Below are 14111 nucleotides of genomic sequence, written 5' to 3'. Positions count from 1 at the left end.
GCTGGCGCGACAGGCGATGCCCGTGGTCCAAGCGGGATAAAGTCTTCAGCAGCTTGGGGTGGCTGCCACAGAACAGAACCGTTCGGCGGTTCGGAGAAACCGTTGGGCGATAAATCTTTCTCGCACAATAATAAAATTCTTGCACAGCGCGAAATCCTTGGTTACTATCCCAATCAAGCGCGGTGTTCAGACCGAACTGTGCCTCCCGGTGTGAACACCGCGCTCACGCTCTCTCAACTGATCGTAAGGAGAAAAACATGAGCAAGACCGTCGTGTCTTCCGATAACGCACCCGCAGCCATCGGACCGTATTCCCCCGGCATCCAGACCGGCAACATGGTGTTCCTGTCCGGCCAGCTGGGCATCGACCCCGCAACCGGCAAGCTGCCCGAGGGCGTCGAGGCCCAGGCCAAGCAGTCCCTCGCCAACGTCGAGGCCCTGCTGACCGCTGCCGGCGCCACCTTTGCCGATGTCGTCAAGACCACGGTCTACCTGGCCGACATCGCCGACTTCGCCGCCGTGAACGAGATCTACGCCTCTAAGTTCGAGGCCCCGTTCCCCGCGCGCAGCGCCTTCCAGGTTGCCGCCCTTCCGGCTGGCGGTCTGGTCGAGATCGAGGTCGTCGCCGCTCTCTAAGGCGTTGGCCACAACTAAACATGACATGCAAAAAGACCCTGCAGCGCGTGCGAGCTGCAGGGTCTTTTGTCAAGTGACGGATCGCTTATGGAGCCGCGCTCCATTTTGCTTGTTAGCCTTCCTTGCGAACTTTTTGTAGGTAGCGGTAGACGCTGGGCTCCGAGATGCCGAGTGCGGTCGCGGCGCAGGCAACAGCGCCCTTGAGCATAAAAACGCCGTTGCCGTTAAGGTGGCGAATAACGTCCACACGATCGGCCTGCCCGAGCGAGGCGACATCCTGCCCGCGGCTTTCGAGCAGCTCGGAAATACTGCGGTCGATGAGCTCCTGTGTAGACTCCGAAAGACTTTCAACCTCGATAGACGCGGGCTCCGCCTGCCTTGGCACAGCGTCGAAGCATGCCATGAGCTGCTGCGCCATGGCGTTGATGGAGCGCACGGTCGAGAGGTCGGTGTTGACGCAGAGCATACCGACGATCTCGTTATCCTCGCGGATAAAGTACGTCGCGGACTCCAGTGTCTTGCCACCGGCACCGCGCCCCTCGTAGCCCGTAATAAACGGCAGGTCGCGATACTTGGGGTCGTGCATGATCTTGAGCGCCAGATCGGTGGCGGGACCGCCGACCTTACGGCCGCTTACGATGCCGTTGCGAATATCGACGATGGCGTGGTCGGGATCCGAGAAATCGTGCAGCACGATTTCGCTGTTCTTACCGAGTATCTGCTCCAGGAAATCGACCATCGGCAAAAAGCGGCGTACGGTCTCGTTCACGGGCAACTCCTTTGGGTGAAATCGGAAATGTTCATAACAATTTTTTCTCATGGTAACACGGTGTCTATTGACTCGCATATTCGCAGGTACATTGCGTAATACAGACGAACGGTATGATTTTGGCGGTAAACGGTTGACCAAAAGAAAAGTTAGATGTTATTTTGACAAGACACTTTCCTGACCTGCGGAAATGCATTGTCTCAGCTCAAGAATAGTCTGATAACAAAAAATTATTATTGAGAATGAGAATCATCTTTAATACGATATGCAACGAAGGCACAACCTCAACCCCGCACTGCGTCACAATAGAGCGTTAGATGCGAAAACAACTATTTCGAGGATTGGTGGTCAAATGACCCAGGAGACGGTTACGAACGGCACTGAAGCCCTGTTCACTCGTGAAGGCATGCCTCCCGTTAAGGAAATGATCCCGTGTGCCCTTCAGCACGTACTGGCATCGTTTGCCGGCATCATCACCCCGGCTGTCATCATGGCCGGCGTCTACGGCTTTAATAGCCAGCAGAGCACCGACATCATCCAGGTCGCGCTCATTCTTTCGGCGATCGACACGGCCCTTCAGGCCTTCGCTCCCTTCCGTCGCATCGGCGGCGGCCTGCCCATCGTCATGGGCGTTTCGTTCGCGTTCTTACCGGCCCTGCAGGCCATGGGTGCCTCGGGCTTTAGCTTTGGTGCGCTGCTGGGCGGCGAGATCGTCGGCGGCGCCGTCGCGGTCCTCTTTGGTCTGGCCTACAGCAAGATCAAGTGGCTGTTCCCGCCCGTCGTGACCGGTACGGTCATCTTCTCCATCGGCGTTTCGCTGTATCCCACGGCCGTCAAGTATATGGCCGGCGGTATGGGTACGCCACTGTGGGGCACCCCGCAGGCCTGGTGCGTCGCTCTTATCACCTTCGCCGTGGTCTTTGCGCTCGCCAACTTTGGCAAGGGCACGCTCAAGCTGGGATCCGTGTTCTTTGGCATGATCGTCGGCATGATCGTCTCCATCCCCTTTGGCATGATCGACTTCTCCAGCGTCGCCACCGCTCAGGTCTTCGCCCTTCCCAAGCTCATGCCCTACGCGCTCGAGTTTGATCCCGAGGTCTGCATTACCCTCGCTGTCGTGTTCCCCATGGTTGCCATCCAGGTTATCGGCGACGTCTCCGCCGCCTGCCTGGGCTCCATCGACCGTATGCCCACCGAGCGCGAGCTCTCCGGCGCTATCGTGTCCCAGGGCCTCACCTCTATGGTCGGCGGCCTGCTGGGCGGTCTTCCCACCAGCGCCCTTGGCCAGAACGTGGGCATCATCTGCTCCAACAAGGTCGTCAACAAGTGGGTCTTTGTGATCATCGCGGCCGTCTTTGCCATCGCCGGTCTGTTCCCGCAGCTCTCTGCCGTCCTTTCCGCTATCCCGCAGCCCGTCATCGGCGGCGCGACCGTCGGCGTCTTTGGCACCATCACCATGAACGGCGTGCGCATGTTCACCCGCGAGGGCCTCACGCAGCGCACTACCACCATCGTCGGTACCTCCGTCGTCTTTGGCCTGGGTATCTGGATGGCCAGCGGTTGCCTTGCCGGTGAGGGTATGCCCGCCTGGGTGTCCACCGTCATCGGCTCCAATGCCGTAACCCCCACCGCCATCATGGCCATCGTCCTTAACCTGATTCTTCCGCAGACGCCGGTCGTGGCTCAGCACATCGATGCTGCCAAGGACGCTGCCGTGGATCTGGTCTTGCCCGAGAGCAAGAAGTAGCCAATTCGGTGCTATTCGTCGGCGGGCGCATCGCCTCGTCCGCCGACGTCATGCGGCGCCAAGCCGCACTTCAAAGGGTTTGTCCCTTTGGTGAAGCGTTGACGGGAGAGGGCCCGTTTCCGGTGTAGGCCGGCGCTTCGCACTCCGCCATGTCAGAGGTGTCAAACCCCGCCCCTGATGTTGAAGGGAGCATCCATGCTTCTGGTCGCTAACGGTTCTGTCTTTACCCGCAATGCTCAGACCCCGTTCATTCCAAACGGTGCGGTCGCCATTGACGGAGATACGATCGTCGAAGTGGGCCCCGAGTGCGAGCTCAAGGCCAAGTACCCGGATGCCGAGTACGTCGACGCCCGGGGCAACCTCATCATGCCCGGACTCATCAACTGCCACACCCACATCTACTCGGGTTTGGCCCGCGGCCTTGCCATTAAGGGCTGTAACCCTACCAACTTCCTGGAGAATCTTGAGCAGCAGTGGTGGAAGATCGACGACAACCTGACGCTCGACGGCACCAAGGCCAGCGCCTATGCCACGATTCTTGACTCCATCCGCGATGGCGTCACCACGATCTTCGATCACCATGCGAGCTTCTGCGAGATTCCGGGAAGCCTCTTTACCATTAAGGATGCCGCTCAGGATCTGGGCATGCGTTCGTGCCTGTGCTACGAGGTCTCCGATCGCCGCGGCCAGGAAAAATGCGACCAGGCCATTGCCGAGAACGCCGAGTTTGCCCAGTGGGCCGCCAAGGAGCGTCGCGATAACGACAACCACATGATCGCCGCCATGTTTGGCGGACATGCCACCTTTACGCTGTCGGACGAGACCATGGATAAGATGGCCGAGGCCAACAACGGCCTGACCGGCTTCCACATCCATGTGTGCGAGGGCATGAACGATGTGTGGGACTCCCGCCTCAACCGCGGCGGCATCAGCCCCGTCGAGCGCCTGCTGCAGCACAATCTGCTGGGTCCCGACACCATGCTCGGCCACTGCATCCACGTGACGCCTGCCGAGATGGATATCGTCAAGGAGTCCGGTACCTGGCTCGTCAACAACCCCGAATCCAATATGGGCAACGCCGTGGGCTGCGCCCCCGTGCTCGAGTTCTTCCGCCGCGGCATCCCCGTGTGCATGGGCACCGACGCCTACACCCACGACATGCTCGAGAGCCTCAAGGTCTTCCTGATCATTCAGCGCCACAACGCCGCCATGCCCAACGTGGGCTGGTGCGAGGCCATGACCATGCTGTTCGAGAACAACGCCAAGATGGCCAGCAAGTACTTCGATCGCAAGCTCGGTGTGCTCGAGGCCGGCGCCGCTGCCGACGTCATCGTTATGGACTACAAACCCTTTACGCCGCTGAGCGAGGAGAACATCGACGGCCACATGCTCTTTGGCATGATGGGCAAAAACTGCCGCACCACCATCATCAACGGCCGCGTCCTGTACAAGGATCGCGAGTTCGTTGGCATTGATGAGGACAAGATCAACGCGTGGACCATGGCCGAGTCCAAGAAGCTCTGGAGCACGCTCAACGATCGCGCCTACTAATTACAAGTAGATTTGCGCGCGTCAGATGTTTCGCCGCATCCGACGCGCGTATAGGTGACCTCCGCGGGGTCGCCGGCGCTGTGCTAGCGCTACACCGTATTTGCGCCCGCCGCGCGGTCTCGCCGGGCGTTACAGAGAGGAGCTCACTATGAGCGACATCATGAGGCCGATCCCGTTTTCGCAGCTGATGAACTGGATCATCGAGGAGCACAAGACTCAGGGCGCCGTCTTTGGCGTGCGCAAGATGGCCACGACCAACCAGGAGGGCGCGCTTCCCATTTTTGACGAGCGCATCGAGACTCCGTTTGGCCCGGCCGCCGGCCCCAATACGCAGCTTGCCCAAAACATCGTGGCATCCTACGTGGCCGGTTCCCGCTTCTTTGAGCTCAAGACCGTCCAGGTTATGGACGGCGAGGAGCTCTCCAAGTGTGTGAACAAGCCCTGCATCGTGGCGCAGGACGAGTGCTACAACTGTGAGTGGTCGACCGAGCTCGAGGTTCCGCAGGCCTTTGCCGAGTACGTGAAGGCATGGTTCGCCTGCCACCTCATCGCTCGCGAGTACGGCCTGGGAAGCCCGGACGGTTTTGTCTTCAACATGTCCGTGGGTTATGACCTGGAGGGCATCAAGAGCCCCAAGGTCGACGCCTACATCGAGGGTATGAAGGACGCCAGCGGCTCCGACGTCTGGAACGAGTGCCGTACGTGGGCGCTCGCCAACCTGGACAAGTTTGAGCATGTTGACGCCGCATTTGTCGAGTCCATCCCGGCACGCGTCTCCAACTCCATCACCGAGTCTACCCTGCACGGCTGCCCGCCGGCCGAGATCGAGCGCATCGCGACCTACCTCATCACCGAGAAGGGCCTCAACACCTACATCAAGTGCAACCCCACGCTGCTGGGCTATGAGTTTGCCCGCCAGCGCCTCAACGAGCTGGGCTTTGACTACATCGTCTTCGATGACACGCACTTCCGCGAGGACCTGCAGTGGGCCGATGCCGTGCCTATGTTCGAGCGCCTGATTGCCCTGTGCGCCGAGCGCGGCCTGGAGTTTGGCGTCAAGCTGACCAACACGTTCCCCGTCGACGTGACGAGGAACGAGCTGCCCTCCACCGAGATGTACATGTCCGGCCGTTCGCTGTTCTCACTGACCATTGAGGCTGCCCGCCGCATTACCGAGCAGTTCGATGGCAAACTGCGCATCAGCTACTCCGGTGGCGCCACGGTCTACAACATCCGCGCCCTGTACGATGCCGGCATTTGGCCCGTTACCCTGGCGACCGACGTGCTCAAGCCCGGTGGCTACGAGCGCTTTAGCCAGATGGCCGGTGAGTTTGGCGATCTGGACGGCAAGCCGTTTGAGGGCGTCTCTCTCGAGGCCGTGACTGCGATCCAGGCCGACTCGCTCACCAACCCGCTCTACAAGAAGCCGCTGCGTCCGCTGCCCGACCGCAAGGTTGCCGGCAAGAGCCCGCTTTCCGACTGCTTTACCGCGCCGTGCCGCACGAGCTGCCCCATCCAGCAGGATATTCCCGCCTACCTGGCGGCTGTTGACGAGGGCCGCTTCGAGGACGCGCTCAACATCATCATCGAGCGCAACGCCCTGCCGTTTATCACCGGCACCATCTGCCCGCATCCCTGCGGCCGCGCTTGCGAGCGTGCGTTCTACGAGCCCGAGGGTGCCCAGATTCGCGCCAGCAAGCTCAAGGCTGCCCGCGAGGCCATGACCGCCGTGCTGCCCAAGCTGCGCGCCCAGGCCATTGCCAACGACGGCGAGCACAACGTTGCCGTTATCGGTGGCGGCCCGGCCGGTCTGGCGACGGCGTTCTTCCTGACGCGTGCCGGCGTGCCCGTCACTATCTTTGAGGCCCGCGATTCGCTCGGCGGCGTGGTCCGCCACGTGATCCCCGAGTTCCGTATTGCGAGCGACGATATCTCCCACGATGCCGAGCTCTGCCTGGCCTTTGGCGCCAAGGTGCAGCTCAACGCTCGCGTGGATTCCATTGAAGAGCTCAAGGCCCAGGGCTTTACCGACGTGGTCGTGGCCACCGGTGCCTGGATGCCCGGCTCTGCGGGCTTGGGCGAGGGTGCCGAGCTCGACGTGCTGGAGTTCCTCGAGACCGCCAAGAAGGGCGAGAAGCTCGAGCTGGGCGAGGACGTCGTGGTCATCGGCGCCGGCAACACCGCCATGGATGCTGCCCGCGTGGCCAAGCGCCTGGCTGGTGTGAAGAACGTGCGCCTGGTGTATCGCCGCACCAAGAAGCAGATGCCCGCCGACGAGGAAGAGCTTGATCTTGCTCTTGCCGACGGCGTTGAGTTCTGCGAGCTGCTGGCGCCCAAGGCACTCAACGGCGCCGTGCTGACCTGCGACGTTATGGAGCTTGGCGAGCCGGATGCAAGCGGCCGTCGCAGCCCCGTCGCCACGGGCGAGACCGTCGAGCTTCCCGCCACCACGGTGATCTGCGCCGTGGGCGAGGGCATCGATGCCAGCCTGTACGATGCTGTGGGCGTCGAGCACGACCGTCGCGGCCGCCTTGCCGCCACCTCCACCGGCGTTGAGGGCGTCTGGGCTGCAGGCGATTGCCGTCGCGGTCCGGCCACCGTGGTCGAGGCTATTGCCGACGCCGCCGAAGTCGCCCGCGCCATCGCCGGCGTGGACTTTAACAAGTACGCCGACTGCAACGAGCAGGCCGGTCGCGAGGACACCTGCTACGAGCGCAAGGGGTCGCTGTGCCGCGACAAGCGCAACTGCACTAAGACCCGCTGCCTGGGCTGCGGTTCGGTGTGCGAGGTCTGCTGCGACGTGTGCCCCAACCGCGCCAACGTGGCCATTAAGGTGCCGGGCCTGGCCAAGCATCAGGTCGTCCACGTCGATGGCATGTGCAACGAGTGCGGCAACTGCGCCGTGTTCTGCCCCTACCAGGAGGGTCGTCCCTACAAGGACAAGCTCACCCTGTTCTGGAGCGAGGAGGACATGGAGAACTCCGAGAACGAGGGCTTCCTGGCCGTGGGCGAGGATCACTTTAAGGTCCGCGTCGCCGGCACGGTCCGCACCGTCTCGGTCGATGCCGTCAACACTGGCCTTCCCGAGGCCGTCCGCCTGACCATCAGGGCTGTGCGCGACAACTATTCGTACCTTCTTAAGAAATAGGCGAGTCTCTTATGGCCAAATCCATTCAACATAACGTGGCCTACGTTGCCTGCGGAAGCGGTTGCGCCTCCGCAGGCGGCGACGCCCGCTGCAGCGAAGGCTGCATTGGCTGTGGTGCCTGCGTCACGGCCTGCCCCCACGGCGCCATTGCGCTGGTCGATGGCATCGCCCGTGTGGATCGCTCCAAGTGCACGGGCTGCGGCCTGTGCGGCATGGCGTGCCCGCAGCGCGTGATTGCCTTCGTTCCCGGTTATCAGAACATCCTGGTGCGCTGCAATAACACCGATAAGGGCGCCATTGCGCGCAAGATCTGCGACACGAGTTGCATCGGTTGCGGTATGTGCGCCAAAAAGTGCCCCGCCGGCGCTATCCGCATCGAGGACAACTGCGCCCATATCGATGGCGCGGATTGCTTGTCGTGCGGCATGTGCGCCGTCGTCTGCCCGCATGGCGCCATCCACGACCGCACCGGCATCGCCGCCGGCGTGTAGAAGGGAATCACCATGGCACAGGAATTCACTTTTACCGTTAACGGTGTCGAGCACACGACGACGGAGAATAAACCACTGCTGCGCTATCTGCGCGACGACCTGCACATTCACTCCGCCAAGGACGGCTGCTCCGAGGGCGCCTGCGGCACCTGCACCATCCATGTGGACGGTGCGGCCGTCAAGGCGTGCGTGCTGACCACCGCTCTTGCCGCCGGCCGCAACATCGTGACCGTCGAGGGCCTGCCCGAGGACGTGCGCGAGGCCTTTGTGTACGCCTTTGGCGCCGTGGGCGCCGTGCAGTGCGGTTTTTGCATTCCCGGCATGGTCATGGCGGGTGCGGCGCTCATCGCCGAGGACCCCGAGCCCACTGAGGAGCAGATCAAGTACGCCATTCGCGGTAACGTCTGTCGCTGCACCGGCTACAAAAAGATTATCGAGGGCATCTCGCTGGCCGCTGCGGTGCTCCGCGGCGAAAAGCAGATCGACGAGGACCTGGAGCGCGGCGATGACTACGGCGTGGGCAAGCGCGCCTTCCGTATCGACGTGCGCAAGAAGGTGCTCGGCGAGGGCAAGTATCCCGACGACATTGACGAACTCGATCAGCCGGGCTTGACCTATGCCAGCGCGGTGCGCTCCAAGTATCCGCGTGCCCGTGTGCTCTCCATCGATACCTCCAAGGCCGAGGCCCTGCCCGGCGTGGTGGGCATCCTGCGCGCCGAGGACGTGCCGGTTAACCAGGTCGGCCACCTTATCCAGGACTGGGACGTCATGATCGCCCAGGGCGATATCACCCGCTGCGTGGGCGATGCCATCGTGCTGGTGGTTGCCGAGGACGAGGCGACGCTCGAGAAGGCCAAGAAGCTCGTAAAGATTGACTACGAGCCGCTGGAGCCCGTGCGCAACATTGTCGAGGCCAGGGCCGCCGACGCCCCGCGCCTTCACGACAGCTTCTTTGCCTTTGGCAACACGGTGGAGCTCAAGGACAACGTGTGCCAGAGCCGTCACGTGACGCGCGGCGACGCCGCCAAGGCGCTGGCGGAGAGCGCGTTTACCGTGACGCAGCGCTTTACCACGCCCTTTACCGAGCATGCCTTCTTGGAGCCCGAGTGCGCCGTCGCCTTCCCGTACAAGAACGGCGTCAAGGTGCAGTCGACCGACCAGGGTGCCTACGACACGCGCAAAGAGTGTGCCCACATGTTTGGCTGGGACAACGAGCCCGAGCGCGTGGTCGTCGAGACCATGCTTGTGGGCGGCGGCTTTGGCGGTAAGGAGGACGTTTCGATCCAGCACCTGGCCGCGCTCGCCGCATATAAGTTCCAGCGTCCCGTGAAGTGCAAACTCACGCGCGCCGAGTCGCTCGCGTTCCATCCCAAGCGCCACGCCATGGACGGCACCTTTACGCTGGGCTGCGACGCCGAGGGCAACTTTACCGGCCTGGATTGCGAGATCAATTTTGATACCGGCGCCTACGCATCGCTGTGCGGCCCGGTGCTCGAGCGCGCCTGCACGCATGCCGTCGGCCCCTACAAGTACCAGAACACCGACATTCGCGGTTTTGGCTACTACACCAACAACCCGCCCGCCGGCGCGTACCGCGGCTTTGGCGTTTGCCAGTCCGAGTTTGCGCTCGAGAGCCTGATCGACCTGCTGGCAGAGAAGGTCGGCCTGGATCCGTGGGAGATTCGTTACCGAAACGCCATCGAGCCGGGCGAGGTTTTGCCCAACGGCCAGATTGCCGACTGCTCCACGGCGCTGAAGGAGACGCTGCTCGAGGTCAAGGATGCCTACTATGCGCATCCCGGACACGCCGGTATCGCCTGCGCCATGAAGAACGCCGGCGTGGGCGTTGGCCTGCCCGATGCCGGCCGCTGCAAGATTCGCGTCGAGAACGGCGTGGCCGTGGTCTATGCCGCCACGTCCGACATCGGCCAGGGCTGCAACACCGTCTTTTTGCAGGACGTTGCCGAGGCGTGCGGCCTGCCGCTTCGCTGCATTGCCAACGGCGAGTGCTCTACCGAGAACGCTCCCGACTCCGGCACCACGTCTGGCTCGCGTCAGACGGTCGTGACCGGCGAGGCCGTGCGCGGCGCCGCCTTCCTGCTGCGCGATGCCATGCTTGGCGTCGAGGCCGGCAAGCCTGCGCCTGCCACCCCGGTGAGCGCCCATGGTGACGGCGTCAAGATCGAGTACGACGACGGTCGCGCCTATCAGCTGCGCACGCAGGAACTCGTCGCCGGCCAGGGCATGCATCCCCAGGATTCCGCGACCGCCATCAAGGCGCTCGAGGGCTGCGAGTTTGGCTACGTGTACCTGGAGCCGACCGACAAGCTGGGCGCCGACGTTCCCAATCCCAAGAGCCACATCTGCTACGGCTTTGCCACGCATGTGGTCATTCTGGATGATGACGGTCGCGTGAGCGAGATCTATGCCGCGCACGATTCCGGCAAGGTGGTCAATCCCATCTCCATCCAGGGTCAGATCGAAGGCGGCGTGCTCATGGGTATGGGCTATGCGCTTACCGAGGACTGGCCGCTCAAGGACTGCGTACCCCAGGCAAGGTACGGCACGCTCGGACTGTTCCGTGCGCCCGAGATTCCGGATATCCACGCCATCTACGTGGAGAAGGACGAGCTACTGCCCGTGGCATACGGCGGCAAGGGCATCGGCGAGATCGCAACGATCCCCACAGCGCCCGCCGTGCAGAACGCCTATCGCGCATTCGACGGCAAGCTGCGTCCGGATCTGCCCATGGTGGATACCCCGTACAGCCGCGCCCGTCACCGCGGGTAGAGTAGAGCGCGGACGCCCATTGCTGACGGGCTGTTCGCGCTCAACATCAACTACATATGCTGCGTCTTTGGCGCCAGCTCCATCGCGAGCCGGGGCCTTTTGTTTGGAGCGGAGGGCGCATCCCGGAATTGGCGCTCAGAATGGGATGCGCTTTCCGGTTGGAGCTTCAAACGGAAAGTGCATCCCGGAATCCGCGCCTGGAATGGGACACACTTTCCGGAACGGCCCTCAACCGGAAACTGCGACCCGGAATCGATGCTCAGAATGGGATGCGCTTTCCGAATCGCCTTCAGGCGGAAATTGCATCCCATTCCGAGTCTTCATTCTGGGACACGCTTTCCGCAAGGAGCTTCGTCGGGAAACCATGTCCCATTTTGAGCACTCAGTCTGGGACATGGTTTCCGCGGGTACTGCCAACCGGAAAGCGTGTCCCGGTTTGGCAGGCAGACGGGCATAAGCTCAGCAGCTCCTACAACTCCACCTCGTTGAGCCATGCCGGCAGAGCGGTCTGCCGGATGCCTGCCGTCTGCAGCTTTTTCGCGAGCAGACCCGCCGAGCGGACTTCGCTCATGGTAAAGCGCAGCAGAGGGTGACCGTAGAGCGATAGGTGCGCCTCGCGCTGTCGTTCGGCAACGAGCGCCTCGGCGGTGGTGCGTCCGGCCAGCATGGTCTGGTCGGTATATTTGATGAGCCCGTCGAGCTCGCCCAGTGTGAGTTCCCGCGTCTGGCGCTCCCAGGCAAAGTCCGTTCGTATGGGCTTGGCCGAATCGAAGGGGTCCGTCAGCTCGTATTGAAGCCAGTCGGGCGCAAAGCCCGTCTCGATCATGACGGCTCGGGCGACCGATTCCCCGCCGCTCTCGGCGCGGGCGTCGGCATATCGAAGCGTTGTGAGGGCGGTGCGAATCGCGCGACCATTGCGGGCAGTCGCTCGTTGCTCAACGGCCTCCATCAGCTGTTCCGGCGCAAGGCCGAGCTTTGAGATCGCCGAATCGGCAATGGGCATGCCGTCTGCAAAGCCAGTTTGCAGCAGGCAATCTGTAGCCGTTTGGATGGGCGGCGTTACTGATGTGCCGGATAGACGGATTGCTCCGGCCGGCTCGATCTGATGCCGCTGAATATGCGCGCCCGGGCGAGCCGACGGCTTTGTCGAGCTACAGACATGCACAACGTTCAGATGTCGCCACGAGACCTCGAGCCCCAGCAGGCAGGCGGCCGAAAACGAGCAGAACGTCCAATCGGGGTGGATGATCGCAAGGGCGCGAATAATCTCGCAATGACGCTGTGCCCGGTTGAGTTCATCCCAGCGCATTTTGCGCGCGAACAGTCCCGGCATGGGCGAGACGACCGCGCTGCCGATGCGCCGAAGGAGCGCTTTTCGGATTGCCGTGCTCGGGGGAATCAGACAGCGCCCCTCTTGTTCGGCTTGAGTGAGCAGTTGGTCGATGAGTTGGTCATTGCAATGGGTCATGAGCTACCGCCTCCTTTTGGGTAGCAAAAACGTATCAGCTGGAACTTGCCGCTCAGCTGACCAAAAGCTGACCAAAATCTAACCATGCAGGTAGATGACCTGCTTTTGGCGACATATTTCTTGTTTGGATCGGTGGGCGGTAATCGGCGACCGTGAACGGTAGCTGGATATGAAGTCTTGGTAAGTTTCGGGTCGTGTACTTTTTGAAAAAGAGCATTCTATCTGCTGTTTTGTGTTTCTGGATCGCATATTTGAAGGCATGTGATAAGGGCAGCGGCCTGTCGCCTTGTATCTGCGGAAACTGTGACCCGGAATTGTCACTCGGAATGGGATGTGCTTTCCGGATCGCCCTTCAAGCGGAAACTACATCCCAGATTTCGGCTCCAAACCGGGATGTGCTTTCCCGGCGGTGTCTCTGGCGGAAATTGCACCCCGGAATGAGCGCTCAGAGTGGAACATGCTTTCCTAACGAAGCCGCATGCGGAAACTACGTCCCGGATTCGATGCTCAGGACGGGATGCCGTTTCCGATAGAGGCATGGGGTGGAAAGTCTCCCATTTCTAATGTTCAAGAAATGGGAGGCAGCTCATCGCGAGCTGGGCCTTTTGTTTGGAGCGGAGGCAGCATCCCGGAATTCGGGCAATCCGGTGGTCAGGGGTTGAGCGAGCGTCGCGCTAAGGATGCCAAGCGTAAAACCTTCAATGAACATAGCGTAAAAACTACATCCGCAACGGCGTAAAAACTACATTGGAAGTAGCGTAAAATCCGCATTGAGAATGGCGTAATTTCGTATATCGCATGATCGCCCGAGCTTGCACACGGCCTTTTGCGAGCTCTTGCCATGAACGAGAGCCAGGCTGTCACGTACAAGACGCTCATAAAGGACGCCTCGTACGGTGAGGCGGGCCCCGACGAGAGGACCATCGCTGCGCACCTGGATCTCTTCAACAGGCTCAAGCTGACCGAGGACCTGTGCGGATGGGAGCCGCCCATGCGCTCGAAGGCTCGCGTTCGCGTGCGCCCCAAGCGCTACTTCTGCGACCCGTCATTTGCGGCGGCGTTGCTGGGGGCTACCCCTGAGCGGCTGCTTGGCGATATGCAAACGCTGGGGATGCTCTTTGAGGACCTCGTTCTGCGCGACGTGCGCGTGTTCCTTTCCACCTACGGCGGTGTCGACAACAGTGTCCATTATTTCCGAGATGAGAAGGGCCTTGAGGTCGATCTGATCGTTGAGCACGACGGGCGCTGGGGAGCTATCGAGGTCAAGCTGAGTGATGCGAAAGCAGACGATGGAGCGAGAAATCTCAAGGCGCTGGAGAGGAAAGTGCTCTCCAATCCTGCCGCCCAGAATGCCGCGCCGGCGTTTTTGGCGGTCGTGGTTGGAAAGGGGAGCATTGCCTACACACGCGACGACGGCGTGGCGGTGATCCCCATGGCGGCACTTGGGGCGTAGCGGTTTTGCGGGCGTGCCGGGTTGATTTCCGATCTCAGCCGAACACATTGAGCAAATAG

General features: G+C 61.6%; 9 protein-coding genes. 7 read left to right on the top strand and 2 right to left on the bottom strand.

Annotation, left to right across the window (positions count from 1 at the left end; all coding sequences use genetic code 11):
• Nucleotides 1-257: 257 nt before the first annotated feature.
• Entirely contained in the window at nucleotides 258-635 is a 378-nt protein-coding gene (locus tag DW943_RS03520; protein WP_089572469.1) for a RidA family protein, read from the top strand.
• A gap of 112 nt (nucleotides 636-747) precedes the next feature.
• On the opposite strand, the gene DW943_RS03515 is transcribed toward DW943_RS03520, so the two are convergent.
• Nucleotides 748-1404 carry a transcriptional regulator gene (locus DW943_RS03515; RefSeq protein WP_231500731.1) on the bottom strand — a complete coding sequence of 219 codons (657 nt, stop codon included), beginning with the start codon at nucleotides 1402-1404 and terminating at the stop codon, nucleotides 748-750.
• Nucleotides 1405-1756: 352 nt separating this feature from the next.
• On the opposite strand from DW943_RS03515, the gene DW943_RS03510 reads away from it, so the two are divergent.
• From DW943_RS03510 to xdh, 5 genes are all read left to right on the top strand, one after another.
• A complete protein-coding gene (locus DW943_RS03510; RefSeq protein ID WP_055285183.1) occupies nucleotides 1757-3151 on the top strand; it encodes a uracil-xanthine permease family protein in 1395 nt (464 codons plus the stop codon).
• Nucleotides 3152-3346: 195 nt separating this feature from the next.
• Nucleotides 3347-4702 (top strand): putative aminohydrolase SsnA, encoded by a 1356-nt coding sequence (gene ssnA, locus DW943_RS03505; RefSeq protein ID WP_117758823.1) that lies wholly within the window; start codon nucleotides 3347-3349, stop codon nucleotides 4700-4702.
• 148 nt (nucleotides 4703-4850) lie between these two features.
• Nucleotides 4851-7850 (top strand): putative selenate reductase subunit YgfK, encoded by a 3000-nt coding sequence (gene ygfK / locus DW943_RS03500; RefSeq protein ID WP_117862204.1) that lies wholly within the window; start codon nucleotides 4851-4853, stop codon nucleotides 7848-7850.
• Nucleotides 7851-7861: 11 nt separating this feature from the next.
• The gene (locus DW943_RS03495; protein ID WP_055252516.1) at nucleotides 7862-8341 is read left to right on the top strand and encodes a 4Fe-4S binding protein; all 480 of its coding nucleotides are present in this window, start codon (nucleotides 7862-7864) and stop codon (nucleotides 8339-8341) included.
• Between the two features lie 12 nt (nucleotides 8342-8353).
• Nucleotides 8354-11131 (top strand): selenium-dependent xanthine dehydrogenase, encoded by a 2778-nt coding sequence (gene xdh, locus DW943_RS03490; protein ID WP_117862203.1) that lies wholly within the window; start codon nucleotides 8354-8356, stop codon nucleotides 11129-11131.
• Between the two features lie 469 nt (nucleotides 11132-11600).
• On the opposite strand, the gene DW943_RS03485 is transcribed toward xdh, so the two are convergent.
• A complete protein-coding gene (locus tag DW943_RS03485; RefSeq protein ID WP_117862202.1) occupies nucleotides 11601-12599 on the bottom strand; it encodes a hypothetical protein in 999 nt (332 codons plus the stop codon).
• 841 nt (nucleotides 12600-13440) lie between these two features.
• Here DW943_RS03485 and DW943_RS03480 point away from each other — a divergent pair.
• Nucleotides 13441-14052 (top strand): DUF4143 domain-containing protein, encoded by a 612-nt coding sequence (locus tag DW943_RS03480; protein ID WP_233503776.1) that lies wholly within the window; start codon nucleotides 13441-13443, stop codon nucleotides 14050-14052.
• Nucleotides 14053-14111 lie beyond the last annotated feature (59 nt).

Origin of the sequence: Collinsella sp. AM44-11, from assembly GCF_003467145.1 — a bacterium.
Lineage (GTDB): Bacteria > Actinomycetota > Coriobacteriia > Coriobacteriales > Coriobacteriaceae > Collinsella.
The sequence above is the reverse complement of the archived record's forward strand: the minus strand, read 5'-3'. Positions and strand labels throughout refer to the sequence as shown.